Here is a 22,950-nt window from a genome sequence, read left to right as displayed (position 1 = left end):
AACAAGAGCTGGCCATCACTCGAGGCCGGTAATAACTACACATTGAGGAGTCAATGACGATGAATCTTATGGAGATTTTTCTCTCCGAGCTGTTCGGTACTGCCATTTTGATCCTGCTCGGCACCGGCGTCGTCGCCAATGTGGTGCTGAAGGGTACCAAGGGCAATGCCGGCGGCACGCTCATGGTGAACTTCGGTTGGGGCCTTGGCGTCTTTGCTGGCGTCTACGTCGCCTTTAAATCTGGCGCACACCTGAACCCGGCAGTAACTATTGGCGTAGCCATTAACAATTCGATCAATGGCAACCACGAGTTCGTCAAAGGCGTCGACATCAACGCTGGCACGATCGCGCTCTACATTGTTGCGCAACTCATTGGTGCCATTATTGGCGCGGTACTTTGCTGGTTGGCTTATAAGCAACATTTCGATGCGGAGCCGGTTGCTGCTAATAAGCTCGGCGTCTTCTCTACTGGTCCAGCGATTCGTAACAACGCTTGGAACTTGGTTACCGAGATCATTGCCACCTTTGTGCTGGTGTTTGTGGTCGTGTTATTCGGCAGTAAACCATCTCAACTTGGCCCGCTCGCGGTGGCTTTACTCGTCGTCGGCATTGGTGCGTCATTGGGTGGCCCCACCGGCTATGCAATCAACCCAGCTCGTGACCTTGGCCCGCGTATTGCGCACGCCTTCTTGCCGATTAAGGGCAAAGGTTCCAGCGACTGGTCCTACTCGTGGATTCCGGTGGTTGGGCCAATCATTGGTGGCGTTCTCGCCGCCGTGATCGCACCAATCGTGGCAGTCTGGGTTAAGTAGCACCGCTCGATTTGCAGCAGAACTATTAGCGATCACTGGCAATGACAAAGGAGTTAGACCATGTCGCAGTATGTCATCGCGATAGACCAGGGGACCACCAGCTCGCGGGCGATTATTTTCGACCACGACGGAAACATTGTCTCCACTGGACAGCTTGAGCACGAGCAAATTTTCCCTAAGGCTGGTTGGGTGGAACACAACGCCACCGAAATCTGGAACAACACGCGCGAGGTTATTGGTACCGCGTTGTCCAAGGCCAACCTCACACGGCACGACATCGCCGCAGTGGGTATTACGAATCAGCGCGAAACCGCTGTTGTCTGGGATAAGACCACGGGTGAGCCGGTTTACAACGCGATTGTTTGGCAAGACACGCGCACGCAATCAATTGTTGATGAATTGGCGGTAGGTGGCGGCGTGGAGCGGTTCAAAGACAAGGTCGGCTTGCCGCTTGCTACCTATTTCTCGGGTACAAAAATCAAGTGGATTCTAGACAACGTTGACGGCGCGCGCGAACGGGCAGCGGCTGGAGATTTACTCTTTGGCAACACCGACTCCTGGGTGACCTGGAACCTCACTGGCGGCGTTGACGGCGGCGTCCACATTACCGATGTGACCAACGCCTCGCGCACCATGTTTATGGACCTAGCGACCTTGAGCTGGGACCAAGAGATCCTGGACGCATTTGGCGTACCGGCTTCGATGCTGCCAACCATCAAGTCTTCCTCCGAGGTCTATGGCACCGTGCACACTTCGCAGCTGTTGCGCGAGGTTCCGGTTGCGGGCATTCTGGGCGATCAGCAGGCCGCGACCTTCGGTCAAGCCGCCTTCAATACCGGCGAAGCAAAGAACACTTATGGCACCGGTTGCTTCCTGATTTTCAACACGGGCGAAGAGATTGTTCATTCGAAGAACGGATTGCTGACCACCGTTGGTTACAAACTTGGGGATGCGCCGACGCACTATGCGTTGGAAGGCTCAATCGCCGTCGCCGGCTCGCTCATTCAGTGGCTACGCGATACCTTGGGCATGATTTCCTCAGCGCCCGAGGTTGAAGAGCTCGCTGCTTCGGTCGAAGACAACGGCGGTGTCTACATTGTGCCGGCGTTCTCCGGTCTGTTTGCACCGTACTGGCGTTCAGATGCGCGCGGTGCGATTGTCGGCATGACCCGCTACGTGAATCGCAACCACATTGCCCGCGCCGCGCTGGAAGCTACTGCTTTCCAAACGCGCGAGGTTCTCGATGCGGTCAACGCAGACTCCGGCGTTCCGCTGACTGAACTCAAGGTCGACGGCGGCATGGTCGCCAACGATGCACTGATGCAGTTCCAAGCCGATATTCTCGGTGTCCCGGTCATCCGGCCAAAGGTCACCGAGACGACGGCGCTGGGCGCGGCTTACGCGGCCGGGCTCGCCGTCGGCTTCTGGAACGATCTGGGCGAGTTGTCCTCAAACTGGGCTGAGGACAAGCGCTGGGAGCCCGCGATGGAAGAGGACGAGCGTGCTCGGCAGCTCCGCCTTTGGAAAAAGGCAGTCACCAAGTCAATGGACTGGGTCGACGAAGACGTCCGCTAACTAACCCACCTACAAACGCTGCACCACTTTTCGGCCTTAAACCATGCTTTAAGGCCGAAAAGTGGTGCAGCATTTGGGATTAAGGCTTGAGGCCGGCGCTGATGCGCCAGATGTGTGCACAGGTTGAGGAAGCCGACTGCAATTCTGCGAGGGTTCCTTGCGATGCGTGATATAATGTCCGCTCAATCATCCAACACAGAGCCTGTGCCATGGCTGTCGCTTGCGTTGTTTTACCGCCAGCTGGGACGCCAGCCCTTTCCAACACTGAGGTAATCGCCGCAATGAAAAGATCTGCGGTTCGATTCCAGAGCTCGCCAATTTCTGGCACGGTGTGCGAAAGGTCAATGGCCGTGCGCATTACTAAGCCATGCTTGCTCCACAGCTCAACCGTGCGCTGCATGGCCATCGCGATTGCCTCGGCCGAATTCTCCGTCTCACTGGTGACCCTGGACCGTTCCCAGAGCTGCTCGACCGTCCGAGCTACTAGGGCTGTGACGGTTTCCTGCTTTGAACCAAAGTAGAAGTACATTGCGGCGCGGCTAAGTTCTGCACCTTGGGCAATATCTCCCACTGTCATCGCCTCGTAGCCCTTTTCAGCAAGCAATGCCTCGCAGGTGTCCAAGATAGTCCGCTCCCGGATATCACCCTTGCGCTCAGCCGGGCGACGGCTCGATACCTGACGTTGGCCGGCCATCAGAGTTGTGCGCCCTCGCCAAAGTCCGTCGTGCGGGAAAGTGCATCCCAGTGTTCAATCTCATTGTCCACGGCAGCACGAGCGTCCGAGATAAGGCGCAGTGTATCCGAACCCAGCACGAGGTGAGCTGGCGGCTGAGCTATCGACGCGATGTGCACGACGGCGTCGCCAGCTTTCGCGGGATTGCCCAGTTGGTTGCCGCTGGCTGATTGGCGTTTCTGCCGAATTGGCGCGAAAAGCTGCTCATAGTCATCGATGGATTGCTCCGTGCGCACCATGGATCGCCCCGCCCAATCGGTTCGGAAGGAGCCGGGCTCGATGGCCGTAACGTGGATGCCGAACTGAGAAACTTCCTTGCCCAAGGCTTCAAGCATGCCTTCAAGCGCAAATTTTCTGCCACAGTAGGCAGACAATCCTGGCACGGCCATAAGCCCGCCCATAGAAGTTACCGCCATGAGGTGTCCCCGGCGACGCTGGCGCATGAACGGCAGCGCCGCTTGTAAGGTAGCGGCGGCACCGAAGACGTTAACTTCGAACTGTCGCCGCATCTGGGACAACGGGGTTTCCTCAAAAGTTCCTTCTAGGCCATAGCCGGCGTTCGCGATCACGACATCGAGCGGACCAGCGGTTTCTTTGATTTCTGCCATGACCTTGAAGACGGCATCATCGTCGGTCACATCGAGGATGCGAGCATGTGCGCATCCAGGCTTGAGGTCTTCAAAAGCGCGGATATCTTGTGCCGAGCGAACAGTTCCGACGACGGTGTGCCCGGCGTCTAAGGCTGCTTGGGCGAAAGCTCGGCCAAGTCCAGTGCTGACGCCGGTGATAAGCCAATTCTGCATGAGTCCTCCAGATAGCTGCCGAAAGAGCAGTTCCGCCCTTTGGGAAAAGTCTACACTGTGTCGAATTTTACGGACGCTGCGTCAATTTACTATGAGAGGATTCACCTGATCGGCTGTGAGTTCAGCAGACTCTTAGTCCGGAGTCCTTGCCAAGGTTCGGGTGAAGTAGCTCTTAGTCTCAGGGGAGAAGCGACAGACGACAGCGAGCACCACCCCGAGCAGCAGCAGAAAGATACCGGCAACAAAAGCCCCGCCGATACCAAAGATTTGTGTGTTTCCGTAGCTGGGCTGCCACATCTTGACGGCCGAGATAACGAACGCTGCGCTAAGGACCAGTGCCCCGAGTAACGGAAGAATGCCTCGTAGCCAGAGATTTCGACTCGATTCACGAAGACTGCCGCGGAAAAACCAAACACAGGCATATCCAGTGAGTGCGTAATAAAAGCGATAAATAGGCTGATGGCACTGATCGAATCGCTCAACAGGTTCTGGCTAAAAAGGCTCATCAAGAGGTAGTAGGCAATTGCTACCAGGCCCATCACAACCGTTGAAAACCCAGGTGTTTGGCATCGTGCGTTGACGGAGCCGAATTTGGCCGGAATCGCTTTGGCAATTCCCATGGAGAGGGTGCCTCGTGCGGTGGGCAGAATAGTTGTCTGGGTTGATGACAGCACCGAAGCCAGCACAGCCACCACGATCAGCCAGCCCCAAGGTCCCAGCACGGCGTCTTTCATGGCGAGGAATACGTCAGCGGAATTGGCTCCGTTGGCAAGGCCAATGCCTTCGCTACCAGCGGAGGCATACATCATGACCAACAGGGCAACGCACAGATATATCGCGACCAACAGCGTGGTTGAGATTATTGCCCCGCGGCCGGGCGTCTTGGACGGGTTCTCGGTCTCTTCGTTGAGCGCCAAACATGTGTCCCAGCCCCAGTACAGAAACAGCGCCAACAATACGCCATGAACCACGGCTCCAGAGTCGGCAAAAGCACCAACGGGGTTGAACCATTCGAAACTGAAGCTTTGCCCATGCGGGGAGTTGTTGGCCACGATGTGGATGATCAGACCTAAGGCAAAACCACCTAAGGCGAGGTACTGCACATAGGTCAGCACTCGTTTAACATGCTCGCCCAATCTGATGCCGCGGTGATTGATGTAGGTCATAAGGCCAATAAAGAGCACTGCTGTGCCACGAACCAGCCATTGATTTGTGGCTAGCGAACCGTCGCCAATCAAAAGCCAGAGATATTGGCCCGCGATTTGGGCTAAATTCGCCAGTACGACGATGCCCGCCAAAGCGAGCGCCCACCCACCCAGCCCGCCCATGGACCGAATGCTCGGCCCACCCAAGTGAACGTAGTGCCACAGTCCGGCATCGCCCGATTGAGCTCACGAAAGGCAAAGGCGATAAAGAGCACGGGGATGAAGCCTAGGATCAAGATGAGCGGCGTGTAATTGCCATTGACCGCGACGATGAGACCTAATGTGGCGGCAAGCGAATATACCGGTGCGGTAGAAGCTAACCCCAGCATTACCGAGTCGCCTAAGTCGAGAATTCCGGAGCGCAAGCCCTTGCTTGCTACCTGCGAGGTGGTGGTCACAGCTGGATTCCTTGGTTAGCTGCCGGAGGCGGATTCAAAGGTGCCGGTGCATTAATCGTGTTTGGCACAAATCTGCAGTAGTAGTCGGTAACCGGTCCATCAGATTCCCGAATACCGCAGCCAACTGATTCACCATCAACCACCCACAGACCCAGGACCGGATGATTGCCTTCGTAGCTCGGCAAGGGGTGATACTGCTGGTAACACCAGCCTTCTTTGCCGTACTCTCCGGGTTGGTTAATCTCAATCCCGGGTGCATGAATCCGAATATTGTCACCCTCGCGGCCGTGTAAAGGCTTAGCCGCCCACGCCTCGAGATCTCGGGGCTCGTCCAAATAGGCAGGTAGCAAATTGGGGTGGCCGGGGTAGAGGTGCCACCGCGCGGGTAGGAGTGCTTTGGTGGAGAGCAACATTTTCCAGGCTGGCTCAACCCAGCGCGGGCTTTGTACTCGGTTGAGCAAGTATTGACCAAACGGTTCTTTGAGCATCACTTCCCAGGGATACAGCTTGAAGATCGTGTTGATCACGAAATTATCCAAGTCGACGAATCGCCGTAGATCCGGGTTCCAGCCAATATCGGACATGTTGATTCCCACCGTGTTCCAGCCCGCTGACGAGGCGACGTCGCGCATGTAGGCCGCAGTCATCCAATCTTCGCCGGACTCCTCCAGCTCAGAGTGGCTCACGTGCAACATGCTCATGCCGGTGCGGTACTGCAGCTTTTTCCACTGTTTGATCAATGCCTCGTGGATGCCATTCCACTGATCCTTTTCCGGAAAGACATCTTGAAGCCAAAACCATTGGGACACTGATGCTTCAATCAGACCGGTAGGAGTGTCCGCGTTATATTCAAGCAGTTTTGCCGGGCCGCCCTGGCCGTCGTAAATGACATCGAAACGTCCATAGATATCGGCGTCTCGGTGTTCAAAGGATTTAGCGGCTAAGGCGAGTGCCTCGGCACCAATGCCGATTTCGCCCAACGCACCAGTTGCCAGGAATTTTGCCGCCTCTAAGCACATCCGGTGAAGTTCTTCGGCAGTCTCTTCAAGCCGTTCGACCTCGGCTAATTCAAATTCGTAATATGCGCGCTCATTCCAGTATTCGACCGGTTGTCCGTCCGCGGTGAAGCTGGTTGAGAACACTAAAACTTGTTCTTCAATCTTTTGTTTCCAATCCGGCCGCGGAGCTACTTCATGTCGTTTCATCCGAGTTCAGCCTCCCGAGCTTCCACTACCGCCGCCACCGAAGCCGCCCCGGCTCACGGTGCCGCCTTTGTCGCTGAAGCCAGTGCTAGGTTTGCCATTGCTGGGCCGAGACGTGGTACCGGTCGGAAAATTGCTTCGATTCTGCCCGACGGCAGGAATGCTTGCGCCGCGAGCGAAGAAGTACCAGGCGTAAATTCCGGAGCCGCGTCCTTGTCCGCTGCCGCATTTGACGTCGTCCACCCGGTTTCCCCGATCGTCAAAACAGACTTGAGCATATTCGGGGTCATCTTGTCGGCTAGCCACAATGGCAATGATTGATCCAGCCACCAAAGCGGTAATGCTCAGCCCGACGACGACGGTCCTTCGCTGCCGACGTCGTCGTTGGTCTGGCTTCGCCGCAGGCGTTGCGGTAGCCGATTCCGGCTGGGCAAGTTCGGGGCGCAACTCCGGTTGCTCAGGGTTCCATGGCGGTGGAGCCGACGATTGATGCGAATTTTCTGGCAGTTCCGGCGAACTCATGCAGCTCTCTTTAGCTAGATGTTGGAGTAAACCGATCTTTGCAGACTCTGCGCAAGTGAGCAACCAGGAAAAACTTTCCAGTTAACCCGAAACGCTGCACCACTTTTGGTCGTTATAGGGGTCCCATAACGACCAAAAGTGGTGCAGCGTTTCGCGAGCGGAGCTTTAGAACACGGAGCTTTAGAACACGGTGTGCGAGATGTGATCCGGGTTGCCAAAGCGGTGCGCCGTGATGGCGATCGCTTGCTCATGCAAGAACGGCAGCAACTCAACGCGGCCAGCCTCGGTCACCGGACCAGCGTAGATGGCTACATCCGGGCTTCCTTCGGTAGCCGCCAAAATGGCACGTTCTGCCTTGCGATCGGCGTCGCCAATGAGGCGGACCCGAATCGAACCGGTGCCATGCAGCCGAAGCGCCCAATCGGCTTCAGCTTCAATTTTGACGGTGACGCCTAACTGGATCAGCGCGTTCCGGACCGCGGACGCCGGTGCCTCAGCCAGCGAGACAGTCACTTTGGCACCAGCACGATTACCAGCGGCTGCCGTACGGATCAGATCGGCCGAGTTGTCTCCCGCAAGGCGGATTTCTACCGGAACCGGCAAGTAACGGAAAACATTGCGCTCCACACCCAAACCGGAAACATCCTTGGCAATACCAAATTCGGCTTGCCACTGACGCTGGTCGTCGGCCACTGCACGCCGAAGCGACGCTAGGTCAGTTTCGGATAACTCGGCTGATGCCGCATTGATTGCTTGCACGATGGCCGGGCGAGCCTCTGCCTCGGCCAGATCTGCCGGCAAGGTTGCCGGTTCCCAGGAGCCAAGGTGCATCAAGTAGTTCGGGCCGCCCGCTTTGGCACCAGCCCCCACCGAGGAGCGTTTCCAGCCACCAAACGGCTGCCGTTGCACGATTGCACCGGTAATGCCGCGGTTGACGTAGAGATTGCCCGCTTGCACCTTCTCTAGCCAGAGCGAAAGCTCGGCGGCGTCCATCGTGTGCAGTCCGGCGGTCAAACCGTACGCCGAGGCGTTCTGCAGTTCGATGGCCTCGTCCAGGGTTTTGGCGGTCATGATGCCTAAGACAGGCCCAAAGAACTCGGTCAAGTGGTAGTAGCTTCCGGGGCGAACTCCGGTACGCACGCCGGGGGAGAACAGCCGTCCCTCAGCATCTAACTGCCGAGGTTCAACGAGCCAAGACTCACCTTCACCAAGCGTCGTGAGCGCGCTTTTGAGCTTGCCGGCTGCCGGTTCAATGATCGGCCCCATTTCGGTCTCGGCATCGTCAGGGAAGCCCACCTTGAGCGAGGACGCAGCATCAATGAGTTGATTGCGGAAGCGATCAGATTCAGCGACCGAACCTACCAGCATGACCAACGAAGCCGCTGAACACTTCTGCCCGGCGTGGCCAAAGGCCGAACGAACGACGTCTTTAGCAGCAATATCCGGATCCGCACTCGGCGTCACGATAATTGCGTTTTTGCCGCTGGTCTCGGCCAACAACGGCAGGTCGTTGCGCCAAGACCGGAACAATTTAGCCGTCTCATAAGCGCCAGTCAGAATCACTCGGTCAACGGATGCGTGCGCAATCAGACTCTGGCCGATCGGGCCCTCTTCAAGATCAGCAAAGATCAAAATATCTTTCGGAATCCCCGCATTCCACAGCGACTCAACCACCCTGGCGGCGCAGCGCTTCGCCTGCGGTGCAGGCTTGACGACGACGGCGCTGCCCGCGGCGAGCGGAGCCAAAATTGAGCCCGCAGTGATCGCAATCGGGAAGTTCCACGGCGGCGTCACGACGGTCAGTTTCGATGGCACGAATCGAGCGCCCTGAACTGCTTCGAGCTGTTCGGCGCCCAGTGCGTAGAAGTTTGCGAAATCCACGGCTTCGCTGATTTCGACGTCGCCTTCAGCTAAGGTCTTTCCGGTTTCGCTAGCGGCAACTTCAATCAGCGCGCCGCGGTTCTTGGCAAGCTCGATGGCGGCTTTCCGTAGCAACTGAGCACGACCAGCTCCACCCAAAGCGGCCCAGTCCGTCTGAGCGGCCAGCGCCGTGGAGATCAGACCCTCGACTGCTTCCGGCGTCGTGTGCGCAGATTGCGCGACCAACGCTGAGCCCAACTCTGAAGCTGGCACGCGCGCTAATACTTCGCGGCCCCAAGCACGAATATTAGGCAAGGAAGAATCAGAGTCATCAGCGTTTGTGAATAGACCGGGCTCGGACTGTGGCGCCCGATCGGTGAGCTGCCGACGGTTTGGCTGTGGGACCACGGCGTCGAGCGCAGCAACCGAATCTAAGAAGCGCTGCTTCTCCCGATCGAAGAGCACCGGATTAGCCGTGAGCTCAAACACTGCCGACATGAAGTTTTCCGGGCTGGCGTTTTCTTCCAGACGGCGAATCAAATAGCTGATTGCGACGTCGAACTGCTGCGGCTTCACTACCGGCGTGTACAGCAGCAACGAACCGACATCGGCACGCACCGCTTCGGCCTGATCCTCGGCCATGCCGAGCAGCATTTCGAACTCGATACGATCCGAGACGCCACGAGCCTGCGCCAAAAGGTGCGCAAAGGCAATGTCGAAAAGGTTGTGCCCAGCTACGCCCAACCGCACAGCGGCAGCATTCTCAGGCTGCAGCGCCCAATCCAGGCAGCGCTTGTAATTGGTGTCCGCGGCCTCCTTTGACTCAACGGTTGCCAATGCCCAGCCGTGCAGGGCAGCATCGACGCGTTCCATCGCGAGGTTGGCGCCCTTGACCAGTCGGACCTTGATGCTTGCACCGCCGTCGGCTTGGCGCTTTTGCGTCCACGCGGTGAGGTCTTGCAGCGCCCCCAGTGCATCCGGCAGATAGGCCTGCAGCACGATGCCGGCCTCGAAGTCTTTTAACTCAGGGCGGTCTAAGATCCGCTTGAAGACTGCCACGGTGAGGTCTAGATCGTGGTGCTCCTCCATATCCAAGTTAATGAACTTGGCCGAGGTTCCAGAAGCCGCACTGAGGTACAGCGGCACCAGGCGCTCAGTGATCTTTTGCACTGATTCCTCAAAGGCCCACATGTTCAGCTGTGAAACAACCGATGAGACTTTGATCGATACGTAGTCAACATCAGGACGTTCCAGCAGCTCTTTGGTGCCAGCCAACCGGGCATCAGCTTCTTTATCGCCCAGCACTGCTTCGCCGAGCAAGTTGATGTTCAGCCGCGTGTGATCGTGCTTGAGCTTCGCTATCGAAGTTCCCAGCTGGGCCGGACGAGCGTCCACGATCAGGTGCGCGACCATTTGACGGAGAATCGCCCGGGCGATGGGTACCACGACGGCGGGCAGCACCGGGGCGAAGATGCCACCCAAACGCACGCCAGCCTTCATATACCAAGGCAAGAAGGTAGGAGCTTGTTTAGCCAACAAAGCCAAATTACGGGCTGCGACGCCCAAGTTTTCGGGCCGCACAACGCGGTCCACGAAGCCAATGGTGAAGTCCAGGCCACGTTGGTCCTTGAGAACTTCAGCCAGCAGCGCTGCTGATTGTGAACCCTTTTTGGCACCCTCTGATGGCGGTGTTGCTAACCATTTTCGGACCAAAGCGACGGAATCGTCGGCCAATTGGGTCGGGCGGGGATTTGCGGGGGCAAACGTTTGAGTCATGTCTACGTTGACCTATCAATGACGGGCCACGACCGAAATCAAAGGGAGGCGGGTGGCCGATCAGCCGTGGGAGCACTCCTCCTCGGCATGGACGCACGATGGCGTCCAGGTACAGAATAACCCCGTGTGCGTGTGCGCGCGAAAGCGATGAGCTAAAGTGTCATTATGCATATGTTCCTGCTGCTTAGTTAGCCGTGCGGACGGCGCCCCACCCGCGGCGACTCCCGTACGGCATTCCCCTTGTTCTAGCCTTCGGCACCGCGCCATGGTTCAGTCGAGGGGTTTTTCTTTGTCATCAGTCAGGAATGGAACGGAAGGCAACACCATGAGTCAGCACACCAGCCAACCAGCGGCTGATGTTCCGGTCGACGTCGCAGACGAAAATCGCTATGACATCGCGGCAATCGAAGCCAAATGGCTGCCGCGTTGGGAAGAAGCGAACATCTTTGCGCCGCTAGACGATGGCAGTAAGGAACGGCGCTATGTCTGCGATATGTTCCCTTACCCTTCTGGCGATCTGCACATGGGGCACGCTGAAGCTTTTGTGATGGGCGACGTCGTCGGCCGTTATTGGAAGCTCAAAGGGTTCGACGTGCTGCACCCAGTGGGCTGGGACTCCTTCGGGCTGCCGGCGGAAAACGCTGCGATCAAGCGCAACGCGCATCCTGCCGAGTGGACTTACGCGAACATTGAAACGCAAGCCGCCTCGTTCAAGCGTTACGCAATTGGCGTTGACTGGTCCCGCCGTTTGCAGACTTCAGATCCGGAGTACTATCGCTGGACCCAGTGGCTGTTCCTGCGCTTTTACGAGCGCGGTTTGGCCTATCGGAAGAACTCGCCGGTTAATTGGTGTCCCAAAGACTTGACAGTGTTGGCCAATGAACAGGTCATTAATGGCGCCTGTGAGCGCTGTGGTACTCCGGTAACCAAAAAGAACCTCAACCAGTGGTATTTCAAGATCACTGATTATGCGGACCGGCTGCTCGATGACATGGCGCAGTTGGAAGGGCATTGGCCGGAGCGAGTGCTGGCAATGCAGCGCAATTGGATTGGCCGGTCACAGGGTGCGCACGTTGATTTTGTCATTGACGGCATGTCCGATGCCGAAACTGGCGAAGCCAAGAAGGTCACGGTATTCACCACCAGACCAGACACGCTCTACGGCGCGACGTTCTTCGCTGTTGCGGTCGATGCTGCCTTGGCAGACGAACTGGTAACCGAGGAACAACGGGCAGAACTGAGCGCTTATCAAGAGCGCGTGAAGCATCTTTCGGATATTGAGCGGCAGGAAAGCGATCGCGAGAAGACCGGAGTTTTCCTTGGCCGGTATGCCATCAACCCGATCGATGGCGAGATGTTGCCTATCTGGGCGGCAGATTACGTGCTGGCTGACTATGGCACCGGCGCAATTATGGCGGTGCCCGCGCACGACCAGCGAGATCTAGATTTTGCTCGCGCCTTTGATTTGCCGGTGCGTCAAGTACTGGATACCGGCGCGGAAAATCCTGCTGAAACTGGCACCGCGGCAATTGGCGACGGCGTTTTGGTCAACTCCGGTGAATTGGACGGTTTGGCCAAAGCCGAGGCTATTCCGGCCGCAATCTCGCTGCTGAGCAAGATTGGTACCGGCGAGGCAACAACAAATTACCGGCTACGTGACTGGCTACTGAGTCGGCAACGTTTCTGGGGTGCACCCGTTCCGATCATCCATTGCGCAGAATGTGGCGAAGTGCCGGTGCCTGATGACCAGTTACCGGTTCGACTGCCAGAAAATTTGCGTGGCGAGCAACTAGCGCCCAAGGGCACCTCTCCGTTGGCTTCGGTTGCCGATTGGGTCAATGTAGACTGCCCGAAATGTGGCGGCGCGGCGACTCGGGATACCGACACGATAGACACCTTTGTCGACTCCTCTTGGTACTACTTGCGTTACACCTCGCCCGAATACACTGATGGTCCATTTGATCCGGCGGCGGCAACCCGCTGGATGGGCGTCGATCAGTATGTGGGCGGCGTTGAGCACGCAATTTTGCATCTGCTTTACAGCAGATTCTTTGTCAAGGTGCTTAACGATCTGGGCCTTTTAGAGGCCAAGGAGCCGTTCAAGGCTCTGCTCAACCAAGGGCAGGTTCTCAACGGCGGTAAAGCCATGAGTAAGTCATTAGGTAATGGCGTAGACCTTTCGCAGCAGCTTGATCGATTTGGCGTCGACGCTGTTCGCCTGACCATGGTCTTTGCCTCGCCGCCTGAGGACGACGTCGACTGGGCGGACGTTTCGCCATCGGGTTCGGCCAAGTTCCTGGCACGTGCTTGGCGGTTGGCCCAAGATGTCACGTCCGAAATCGGTGTGGATCCAGCTACTGGGGACCGGGCTTTGCGTTCGGTTACTCATCGGACGTTGTCAGAAGCAGCGGACTTGATCGACGCGCACAAATTCAATGTGGTGGTGGCAAAGACCATGGAATTGGTCAACATCACTCGGAAATCGATTGATTCTGGCTGCGGTCCAGCAGATCCTGCGGTACGTGAAGCCGTCGAAGCAGTAGCGGTGATTTTAAGCTTGTTTGCGCCCTATACGGCCGAGGATATTTGGGCAGAATTGGGTCATCAGGATTTCGTAGCCCGGGCATCCTGGCCAACAGTAGATGATTCGCTTTTGGTGCAATCAACAATTACCGCAGTGGTGCAGGTCCAAGGAAAGGTGCGGGACAGATTGGAAGTGCCCACCGACATCACAGAAGACCAGTTGCGGGAATTGGCTTTAGCCTCAGAAATTGTGCAAAAAACTTTGGACGGCCGGGGAATTCGTACCGTGATTGTTAGAGCACCGAAGCTGGTCAATATTGTTCCTGCCTAAGGCATCGAAGCAGCACCCGGGACCAAACCATGAGTGCGGCTACTAACGGACTCGGATGGCTGCGGAAGCGACTATCCGAGCTTCGTAGCGTTAAAACCGTTTCTGAAACTGAGCTGAAACCACGAATTGCGGTGGTTACCGATTCTGCTGCAGCGTTACCCGCAGATTTGATCGCTGAGTTTGGCAATGGCCAACTGAGTGTGGTGCCAATGCCGGTGATGGTTGACGGCGAAATCTATAGTGAGGGCGACGCCGAGCTGATTGAGGTGCTTAGCCTGGCGTTGGCCGCAGGCAAAGCCATCAAAACCTCGCGGCCCTCGCCAGGCCAGTTTGAACGGGTGTATCAGGCGCTGGCGGATCAGGGATTCGATGGAATATTCTCCGTGCATATTTCAGCTGAACTCTCTGGCACCGTGGAGGCGGCCCGGCTGGCGGCAAGTCGAGTGGCAATTCCAGTACAGGTGGTAGATTCGCGCACGGTTGCGATGGCGCAAGGCTTTGGCGTTCGCGCTGCGTTACTGGCTGCCGCTGCCGGGGGAGATTTGCCAGTGGTGGCAGCGGCCGCTCAGAAGGCATTTGAATCAAGTACCGTCTTTTTCTATGTTCCGTCATTGGAGCAGTTACGTCGCGGCGGTCGCATTGGTGCGGCAGCTTCTTGGCTTGGCACCGTCCTAGCGATTAAGCCAATTTTGAGCGTCTGTGACGGGCAAGTGGTTCCGCTGGAACGAGTGCGTTCAGCGAGTAAAGCTATTTCGCGTGTTGAGGAACTTGCTAAAGCGGAACTCGCACGTAGGACAAATCTGAGTAGCATCGCCATTCACGACTTTGGCAATCCGGCCCAAGGCAAGCTGATGTTAGAAAAGTTGGCTGAAATCAACGAGCCACCGGAAGAGATTTTTATCTCTGATCTACCCGCGGTGCTCGCAGCGCATGTTGGGCTTGGGGTACTCGCCGTGGTCATTGCCGATCTGGGTTCTGCAACCGAGATCAGCAACCTTCCTCCCCAAGACAGGCAATGATGAGATTTCTGTACAGATTTCGGTAGTCGCCCGAAATTCTGGGGTGGCGGCAATCGCCGTGAATTAGCCTCTGTTTTATGGCCAGACGGAGTAAGCAGCTTGCGATGGCGGAGCGAATCGCTCAGCTCTTCCCAACAGAACAGCTGGTAGCAGACTCAGAGCAGGAGTGTCCTGCTGTTGAGCCTTCGGGCGGGCGGTCCGAAGACGTTCCAACACCGAGAACGAAACGGCGTTGGCCCCGAAATATTGGCACCATGGCCGTGGTCGTTTCAATCGTTCTGGCGGTGCTAATTGGCGGCACAGTTTGGTGGCTAACAGCCATTCGGACAAGCAGCGATGCGCCTTCCGCGCTACAAACAATCGCCTCGAGCAGAATCTCCGTACCGGCTCCCGGTCAATCAGGGACGGCAGCCAGCACTACGGACTCAGCGCTTGTAGTGCATGTCATTGGTGCGGTCGCCCGGCCGGGAGTTATTAGGCTTGCCTCCGGGAGTAGGCTGTTCCAGGCAATTGACGCTGCCGGCGGTGCCACAGATTTAGCCGTGCTCAGCGCGGTCAATCTTGCCGCGCAACTTGCGGATGGCGAACAAATATTTCTGCCAACTCAGGCTCAGATCGAGGCCGGTCAAGTTCCTGCAACCACAACAGGCGCCGCTTCACCAAACGCAAGCAACAGTAGTAAATTTCCAGCTGCCAAAGTCAACATTAATGCGGCCAGCGTTGACCAACTCGCTGAACTTCCTAAAGTGGGGCCGAAGATGGCTCAGAAAATTGTTCAGTGGCGAGCGCAGCATGGCAAGTTTTCCGCAATCGATGACTTAGACGCGATTGATGGCATTGGACCCAAGCTGCTTGACTCACTTCGCGCTTTGGTGACGATCTAGGTTTGGTAGCGGACTAAATGCCGAGCAAAAGACCAATTTTTCTAGCGTTTACAAGAGAAGCAATCTCATCAGTCAGAAGTCGTTGGCAGGGTCGAGAGAGCAGTCCCGGACTGAATCGGTCCGAATCTAACTGGCATGATTTGCGCCTAGTACCGGCCAGCTTAGTCAGTTGGCTTGCGGCGTTGCTTGGTGTTCGGCTAGAAATCTGGGTTGCCGCTATAACTTTGCTCGGTAGTTTTCTTTTGGCTGCGGGCATTGTCCTTGTCGGCAGTCAGCTGATCTCTGCGCAGCGGAGGAGGAGGGCGCAGAGGTTGAGGAAAGTATGCCATCAGTTGCTCTTGACTCTCGGTATCGGCGCTGCTGCTCTGCTGTTTTCGGCGCTCCTTAGCTGGCAGCGCGTACCGGGACCGCTCATTGACCCGATTGACCAGGGATCTTCAATCATTGCCACACTGGAGGTATCTGATTCGCCGCAGCCGCTGACGAAATCGGACCGTGTCTCAATAAAGCTGAAGCTTAAGCACGTAAAAATTAATGGCCTGGAGTTTGATAGCCACGCTGACCTGACGGCAATAGCAGCTGGAGCTTGGGCTCAGCTTCGACCCGGGCAAACAGTAGTGGCGGCCGGAAACCTCAGAAAGGTTGATCCCGGTGAACCGGTAATTGCGAGATTTACCCCTAAGACCTTGCCGCGAATCCTTCCCGATGAACAAGCTGTAACTTCCTGGCTAACTAGGCTTCGGTTCCAATTCAACAGTTCTGCGGCCGCGCCATGGAAGGATTTCTGGCCCGACGCCGGTGCCCTGCTACCCGGTATGGTGCTTGGCGATCGATCTGGTCTCACGCCGGAGTTGGCGCAGTCGATGAGGACGTCTGGGCTAACTCACCTCACTGCAGTGAGCGGGACCAATTGCACCATTAGTTCTTGTCAGAGTTATTTTGCTCGTCAGAAACTTTCGCGCACCGCGATGGCTTGCTGCCACAGCCTCGGGGCTGGCGCTCCTGACGTTCGTAGCATTGGTCGGCCCAGATCCAAGTGTCTTGCGCGCGGCGCTGATGGGGGGGGTCTTGGCGCCGTTGCGCTACTGAGCGGTCGACCGAAAAGCATCGGCCCATTGCTCAGTCTGACAGTTATCGCGCTGCTGTTGTTAGATCCTTGGCTTGCCGGAAGCTTTAGTTTTCTGCTTTCAGTCTTAGCCACGGTAGGCCTAATCTCACTTGGTGTGCCATCGCAGCGATGGTTAGCGGCGATCTTGCCCGGTTCGTTAGCTTCTGCAATTTCGGTGCCGCTTTCAGCGCAATTGTTTTGCTCGCCAGCGATCGTGCTGCTCCAGCCTCAACTCGCTAGCTATACGTTGCCAGCGAATATCCTTGCCGCGCCAGTGGTTGCTGCAGGCACGATTTTCGGCATGCTAGCGCTCTGCTCCGTGATATTTGTTCCCTGGTTGGCCAGCGTGCTGCTTATCGTCGCCGGGTTGACGGCGGGTTGGGTTTCCACTGTCGCCAGATTTTTTTCGGAACTTCCGGGAGCGGCTTTGCCTTGGCCACCGGGATGGGGAGGCGTGGTTGCCATGGCTGCCTTTTCACTCAGTGTCGTGTTCTTATTATTTCTCGGCTCAATAAGAGAGAAGTTGCCCGATCCCGATGGCCAGAATATTGCTCATCTTCGGACGCTCAATTGGTTTCTTCGACTGCGGCATCAATTCGTTTGGCCAATCTGTGTTGGATCAGGTGGATTTTTGGGCTTTGTGATCGGAAGGCTGATGCTCAGGACAGCATTTGGTATGCCTGCCTAATTTCGCTTTGAGATTGAATTCGTATTGTCGGTGCATCATGGCAAGCTTGTGCTGTGCCAGCAACTAAAAGTAGCGCTCCGAAGAAGGCAGCCAATCTTGTCAGTTGGCGAGAGATTCCCGCCGCGCCAATAATTCTGGTCCAAGGTCCGGAAGCATACATCGCCCACCGCGCTATCGAAGCGGTTCGGACAAATATGCGTCAGGTGCACCCGGATTTGGAACTGACTCGCTTAGACGCGGCCAATTATGCCCCGGGCGAATTGTTGTTGGCCACGAGCCCATCGTTGTTTAGCGAGTGGAAGCTGCTTGAGATCAGCGGTCTAGCTTCGATGAATGATGATTTTTTGGCAGACATGCTTGATTATCTGACGGCTCCGGAACCTGACTGTGTTTTGGTTTTGCATCATGGTGGGGGAGCCCGAGGCAAAAAGCTGCTTGATGCACTCAAAGCTGCGGGTGTGCCAGTCGTTGAATGCCAACCCTTGAAGAAAGATGCTGAAAAGGCAGATTTCGTCAACGCTGAATTTCGGACAGCGGGCCGACGAATAGCTACCGAAGCTGTCCGGGCTCTGGTGAGTGCTCTTGGTTCCCAGCTCTCTGAATTGGCGGCTGCTTGCTCGCAACTACTTTCCGATGTCGATGGTCCTATTAGTGCTGAGCTAGTTGATAAGTACTACGGTCGGCGGGTCGAAGCTACTGCTTTCAAAGTTGCAGATGCTGCGGTGGCCGGCAACGGAGCCGTCGCTTTGTCAAGCTTGCGACATGCGTTGAGCACCGGTGTCGATCCAGTTCCACTTGTCGCGGCGTTGGCGATGAAAGTCCGGGCAGTGGCAAAAGTTCATGGACTCCGAGGCAGCTCGGCTGGGCTGGCCAAGGAATTAGGCATGGCACCTTGGCAGGTAGACCAGGCCAGACGTGAATCAGAACGCTGGAGTTCGGAAGGCTTAGCGGAAGCAGTGCGAGCATTGGCGATGGCCGACGCACAAGTCAAAGGTGCCGCGCGAGATCCCATCTATGCAGTCGAACGTGCCGTCACAATTATCGCGACGGCAGCAAGAGGACGCTAATCCAACCTCAAGTGTGAGCTTGACGAAAGCGGAAAAATGACCTTGGAACAACCCATAGCTGCAACCACAAGCGGTCCGGTCCGAGGCGTTGTGCAAGGTGCGGTTGCCGCTTTTCGTGGAATTCCTTATGCTGCCTCTCCGGTGGGAGACCTTCGGTTTGCGCCACCGCAACCGCATACCAGTTGGAACCAGCTAAGAGAAGCGGTGCATGCCGGACCCTCGGTGCCTCAAGGGCCCTCACGGCTAGAATTAGTCATGGGCTCGCGCACGGCGCGCTGGGATGAGGATGAATCACTCACGGTAAATGTCTGGTCGCCCAGCGATTTCGCGGGCGAGCGATCAGCACTACCAGTGCTCGTTTGGTTCCATGGCGGCGGATTCAGCAGCGGCTCCGGCGGCTGGGACTGGTACGACGGCGCTCGGCTGGCCGAACTGGGAAATATTGTCGTGGTCACGGCAAACTACCGACTCGGTGCACTAGGAAACCTTTGGTGCCCCGAGATTTGTGCGGAGAACCTTGGCACGCAAGACCAAATAGCTGTGCTTCGTTGGGTGCGCGAAAATATCGCCGCTTTCGGTGGCGATAGCCAAGCTGTGACCGTTGGCGGACAATCTGCTGGCGCGTTCGCTGCCTTTCAGCTAGCGCTCAATCCGGAAAGCGCGCACATGATCCGCCGGGTAATCGCGCAGAGTAATCCTTGGGTGGCTAGATGCACTAGATCCGATACTCGCTGCTGAAACCACCAGCGCTTACTTGAGAATTCTGGGTGTTGAGCGAGGCGCTAACCTCGGCAAAGAGCTGCGCGAACTTCCGGCTGAAAGGTTGTTGTCCGCATATTCGAAGCTGGCAATGGATCGGGCCGTGCCCGGTCAAATTGCGCCGCCCATGTACCCAGTGTTTGGTGGCCCGGGTATGCCCTTGGCTCGGGACAAAGCGCTGCAAGAAGGTCTGTTAGATGGCAAAGAGTTACTGATTGGTTGCACTCGGGATGAAATGACCGCCTTTCTCAATTTCGATGAGCGTCTTCAGTCCCTCGACCGAGAGATGGTGTTGAATCTGTTGGCGACCAGAGCTGGCGAGAGTGCACAAGATTCCTATCGAAGCTACGAAGCGCAGCATGCAACGGCAACACCTTTGCAGATTCTCGCCGAAGTTGGAACTGGGCTGTATTTTCGAAACGGCATGATGGCGCTTGCTGATCACCCCTCAAAGAGCCGCAGAAAGACCTTCATCTACCAGTGGGATTTTGTTCCGGAACCGGATGTTGCCAACCTTGGTGCCACACATTGTGGTGAGCTTCCGTTCCTCTTCGGAACGTTCTCTAGCTATCAAAGCAGTCCGATGCTTGGGCAACAAAATGGGCGCACAGAGAAACTCTGGCAGTCGTTTGCCGGTGCGCTTGCCGCGTTCGTCTCATCCGGCGCTCCTCAAGGGGGCGGTCTACCTTATTGGCCGAAGTATGCGGCGAACCCTGGTGTACAGATCAGACATTTCAGCTGAAGGGCCACCGCAGCAATAGCTTTGTGACCTAGGGGTTAGCAATTGTTAAACAACTGTGGCCGGCCCCGAAGGACCGGCCACAGCAAAAAAATTCAATTAGCCTTTCAGCGCACTGACTTTCTTAGAAATCGCGGACTTGCGGTTTGCTGCCTGGTTCGAGTGGATGACACCCTTGCTGACAGCCTTATCCAGCTTGCGGCTGGCGTGGACCAAAGCTTCGCCGGCAGTCTCTTTGTTCCCGGCTTCAACAGCCTGGTTGACGGCGCGAACGGCCGTCTTCAACTCGGACTTGACTGCGTTGTTACGCAGGCGAGCCTTCTCGTTGGTAAGAATGCGCTTCTTTTGGGACTTAATATTAGCCACGTGTGAACTCTCTGTATAAAGCGGAATTGGTCTAGAGGGCGTTGGACCAACCGTTGACAGAGTGGGGAAACTCGATTTCGGTGAACGTCAGGCTGGTCCGTCGTGCCCGCCGACCTGCGCGGACACACAGCAAACAAGTTTAGCAGAACTTCCGGTTTCCGTACGCAGCTAGCCGCTAAAGTCATCGCCAGCCGTGTCGACGTCGTAATGCCTCGGCGACGCCTTGAAACTCCTGGGCCGAAAGAACCGAGCCTTCACGTCTGATTTTTTCCGGATCAATTCGCAAGATGCGATCAACTCTAGCCTCGCTGGGTCGTTGCTTGGCATCCCACGTTCCGGAGCCAACGTCTACGTAGTCGCGTCCGGAGTCTGGTTCAACAGCACTGCCCTGAACATGGTCCTTGCTGGTCAGCATGAGCCCAAGCAGCCAAGGTCCATCGTGGCCGATCAAGAGCACCGGCCGGTCTTTGCCTTGGCCTGGCTCGTCTTCAAAAGCGACCCAGGTCCAGACGATTTCGCCGGTGTCTGGTTTGCCATCGGGCTTTGGTGCGTAGTCAACAACTCCGTCACCCCGGTAGTCTTCCATGCCACCAGATTAGGCCGAGACCGAACCATTGAACAGCCAATGCGCGCGGGAAGGCTTCGGCATGGGAGAATTGAATTTGCCTCCCGCGCAGAGCACGCGCGCGGGTATGCCCGTCAACAGTGAGGAACCATCCAGTGTCACCCATGGCCCGCACCGCCCCGGTGCCCGCCGCGACCGATCCGGCGATCATCAGGAACTTCTGCATCATCGCTCACATCGACCACGGGAAGTCCACTCTTGCGGACCGGATGCTGCAGCTGACCGGCGTCGTCGAACAGCGCGATATGAAGGCCCAGTACCTGGACCGGATGGACATTGAGCGCGAACGAGGCATCACCATCAAGTCGCAAGCCGTGCGCATTCCCTGGGAAGTTGATGGCGAGGCATTTTGCCTGAACATGATCGACACCCCAGGCCACGTCGACTTCACTTATGAAGTTTCCCGGTCATTGGCCGCCTGTGAGGGCGCGATTCTGCTGGTAGATGCCGCACAAGGCATTGAAGCCCAGACATTGGCGAATCTCTACCTGGCGATGGAAAACAACCTCACCATCATCCCGGTGCTCAACAAAATTGATTTGCCCGCTGCGCAACCGGAAAAGTATGCCGCGGAGCTCGCAGGTTTGATTGGCTGCGACCCGAAAGACGTACTCTTGGTTTCGGGCAAAACTGGCGCAGGCGTTGACGCTTTGCTGGACAAGATCGTTCGCGATCTTCCGCCACCCGTCGGCGATCCGAATGCGCCGGCCCGTGCAATGATCTTTGATTCTGTCTATGACACTTACCGCGGTGTGGTTACCTATGTTCGCGTTGTGGACGGGACTCTGAGCCCACGCGAGCGGATCCAGATGATGTCAACTAGAGCGAGCCACGAGCTCTTAGAGATCGGCGTCAGCTCGCCCGAACCAACTCCGTCGAAGGGGCTTGGCGTTGGCGAGGTCGGCTATCTCATCACCGGGGTGAAGGACGTTCGTCAATCTAAGGTTGGCGACACTGTCACCAACCTGGCCAAGCCGGCCGCGGAGTCATTAGGCGGTTATGAGGATCCGAAACCGATGGTCTTTTCGGGTTTGTATCCGATGGATGGCGCTGACTATCCGGTGCTACGTGACGCGTTGGACAAGTTCACGCTCAACGACGCAGCATTGGTTTATGAGCCTGAGACGTCTGCTGCTCTGGGATTCGGATTCCGGGTTGGCTTCCTGGGGTTACTGCACCTAGAAATCACCAGGGAGCGTCTAGAGCGCGAATACAACCTTGATCTGATCTCCACTGCGCCTAACGTTGAATACGAAGTGACGCTCGAGGATAAGAAGACGGTAAAGGTGACCAACCCGAGCGAGTATCCGGTTGGCAAGATCGCTGAGGTGCATGAACCGATGGTTTCGGCCACCATCTTGGCGCCGAATGAGTTCGTGGGCGCCATTATGGAACTCTGCCAAAGCCGCCGGGGCGTGATGGGCGGAATGGATTACTTATCTGAAGATCGGGTTGAAATCCGTTACCGGCTGCCACTGGCCGAAATTGTTTTCGACTTCTTTGACATTCTAAAATCCAAAACTCGCGGCTACGGCTCGCTGGACTGGAAGGCCGACGGCGATCAGGTCTCGGATCTGGTCAAGGTCGATATTTTGCTCCAGGGCGAACAAGTGGATGCGTTCAGCGCGATCACACACCGAGATAAGGCTTATGCCTACGGTGTGATGATGACGGGGAAATTGCGTGAGCTCATTCCTCGGCAACAATTTGAGGTACCGATTCAAGCTGCGATCGGTGCTCGGATCATTGCCCGCGAAAGTATTCGGGCAATCCGCAAGGACGTGCTGGCAAAGTGTTACGGCGGCGATATTACCCGTAAGCGGAAGTTGCTGGAGAAGCAAAAAGAGGGCAAGAAGCGCATGAAGATGGTGGGCCGGGTTGAGGTTCCGCAAGAAGCTTTCATTGCGGCGTTATCTTCTGACGAGTCCAGTAAAGACAAAGCAAAGAAATGACGA

The 22,950-nt window shown here is 56.6% G+C and carries 16 protein-coding genes and 2 pseudogenes; 10 read left to right on the top strand and 8 right to left on the bottom strand.

All coding sequences use genetic code 11. The features are described 5' to 3' along the window. Positions 1-59 precede the first annotated feature (59 nt). Positions 60-812 (top strand): MIP/aquaporin family protein, encoded by a 753-nt coding sequence (locus tag RSAL33209_RS08590; protein ID WP_041684615.1) that lies wholly within the window; start codon positions 60-62, stop codon positions 810-812. Positions 813-872: 60 nt separating this feature from the next. After that, a complete protein-coding gene (gene glpK, locus RSAL33209_RS08585) occupies positions 873-2,387 on the top strand; it encodes a glycerol kinase GlpK (protein WP_012245351.1) in 1,515 nt (504 codons plus the stop codon). Positions 2,388-2,466: 79 nt separating this feature from the next. Here the strand turns inward: glpK and RSAL33209_RS08580 are convergent, their stop codons facing one another. The 6 genes and pseudogenes from RSAL33209_RS08580 to RSAL33209_RS08555 all read right to left on the bottom strand — a co-directional run bounded on the left by RSAL33209_RS08580 (position 2,467) and on the right by RSAL33209_RS08555 (position 10,886). Then, entirely contained in the window at positions 2,467-3,081 is a 615-nt protein-coding gene (locus RSAL33209_RS08580) for a TetR/AcrR family transcriptional regulator (protein ID WP_012245350.1), read from the bottom strand. Beyond that, complete coding sequence (locus RSAL33209_RS08575; RefSeq protein ID WP_012245349.1) at positions 3,081-3,923, bottom strand: oxidoreductase; 843 nt, start codon at positions 3,921-3,923, stop codon at positions 3,081-3,083. Before RSAL33209_RS08575 ends, RSAL33209_RS08580 begins: the two co-directional genes overlap by 1 nt. A gap of 132 nt (positions 3,924-4,055) precedes the next feature. Continuing rightward, positions 4,056-5,526: pseudogene (locus RSAL33209_RS08570) on the bottom strand (APC family permease). Next, on the bottom strand, positions 5,523-6,731 hold the full coding sequence (locus tag RSAL33209_RS08565; protein ID WP_012245346.1) for a glutathionylspermidine synthase family protein: 1,209 nt from the start codon (positions 6,729-6,731) through the stop codon (positions 5,523-5,525). Before RSAL33209_RS08565 ends, RSAL33209_RS08570 begins: the two are co-directional and overlap by 4 nt. A 6-nt stretch (positions 6,732-6,737) precedes the next feature. Further along, positions 6,738-7,250 carry a Tat pathway signal protein gene (locus tag RSAL33209_RS08560; RefSeq protein ID WP_114597609.1) on the bottom strand — a complete coding sequence of 171 codons (513 nt, stop codon included), beginning with the start codon at positions 7,248-7,250 and terminating at the stop codon, positions 6,738-6,740. A gap of 180 nt (positions 7,251-7,430) precedes the next feature. After that, the gene (locus RSAL33209_RS08555) at positions 7,431-10,886 is read right to left on the bottom strand and encodes a bifunctional proline dehydrogenase/L-glutamate gamma-semialdehyde dehydrogenase (RefSeq protein WP_012245344.1); all 3,456 of its coding nucleotides are present in this window, start codon (positions 10,884-10,886) and stop codon (positions 7,431-7,433) included. Positions 10,887-11,274: 388 nt separating this feature from the next. Between RSAL33209_RS08555 and leuS the strand changes: the two are divergent. From leuS to RSAL33209_RS19245, 7 genes and pseudogenes are all read left to right on the top strand, one after another. Next, positions 11,275-13,740 (top strand): annotated as a pseudogene (leuS, locus tag RSAL33209_RS08550) (leucine--tRNA ligase); the annotation flags it as partial. 29 nt (positions 13,741-13,769) lie between these two features. Then, entirely contained in the window at positions 13,770-14,759 is a 990-nt protein-coding gene (locus RSAL33209_RS08545; RefSeq protein ID WP_012245342.1) for a DegV family protein, read from the top strand. A 254-nt stretch (positions 14,760-15,013) separates the two neighbouring features. After that, a complete protein-coding gene (locus RSAL33209_RS08540; RefSeq protein ID WP_080503873.1) occupies positions 15,014-15,643 on the top strand; it encodes a ComEA family DNA-binding protein in 630 nt (209 codons plus the stop codon). A 140-nt stretch (positions 15,644-15,783) separates the two neighbouring features. Then, positions 15,784-17,439, top strand: a complete 1,656-nt coding sequence (locus tag RSAL33209_RS08535) for a ComEC/Rec2 family competence protein (RefSeq protein WP_049758938.1) — start codon at positions 15,784-15,786, stop codon at positions 17,437-17,439. Positions 17,440-17,492: 53 nt separating this feature from the next. After that, positions 17,493-18,506, top strand: coding sequence for a DNA polymerase III subunit delta (gene holA, locus RSAL33209_RS08530; RefSeq protein ID WP_012245339.1), 1,014 nt, complete (start codon positions 17,493-17,495; stop codon positions 18,504-18,506). A gap of 36 nt (positions 18,507-18,542) precedes the next feature. Further along, complete coding sequence (locus RSAL33209_RS19250) at positions 18,543-19,244, top strand: carboxylesterase family protein (RefSeq protein WP_012245338.1); 702 nt, start codon at positions 18,543-18,545, stop codon at positions 19,242-19,244. 16 nt (positions 19,245-19,260) lie between these two features. Then, entirely contained in the window at positions 19,261-20,007 is a 747-nt protein-coding gene (locus RSAL33209_RS19245; protein ID WP_012245337.1) for a carboxylesterase family protein, read from the top strand. Positions 20,008-20,103: 96 nt separating this feature from the next. Here the strand turns inward: RSAL33209_RS19245 and rpsT are convergent, their stop codons facing one another. Both rpsT and RSAL33209_RS08510 read right to left on the bottom strand, forming a co-directional pair. Continuing rightward, entirely contained in the window at positions 20,104-20,370 is a 267-nt protein-coding gene (gene rpsT / locus RSAL33209_RS08515; protein WP_012245336.1) for a 30S ribosomal protein S20, read from the bottom strand. A 181-nt stretch (positions 20,371-20,551) separates the two neighbouring features. Beyond that, complete coding sequence (locus RSAL33209_RS08510) at positions 20,552-20,956, bottom strand: type II toxin-antitoxin system PemK/MazF family toxin (RefSeq protein WP_012245335.1); 405 nt, start codon at positions 20,954-20,956, stop codon at positions 20,552-20,554. Between the two features lie 134 nt (positions 20,957-21,090). On the opposite strand from RSAL33209_RS08510, the gene lepA reads away from it, so the two are divergent. Then, positions 21,091-22,947 (top strand): translation elongation factor 4, encoded by a 1,857-nt coding sequence (lepA, locus tag RSAL33209_RS08505; RefSeq protein ID WP_174258546.1) that lies wholly within the window; start codon positions 21,091-21,093, stop codon positions 22,945-22,947. The last annotated feature ends 3 nt before the right edge of the window (positions 22,948-22,950 follow it).

It is taken from the genome of Renibacterium salmoninarum ATCC 33209, from assembly GCF_000018885.1.
In the GTDB taxonomy this organism is placed as follows: Bacteria; Actinomycetota; Actinomycetes; order Actinomycetales; family Micrococcaceae; genus Renibacterium; species Renibacterium salmoninarum.
Note: the sequence above shows the minus strand (reverse complement) of the source record. Positions and strands in the feature narration are given on the sequence as shown.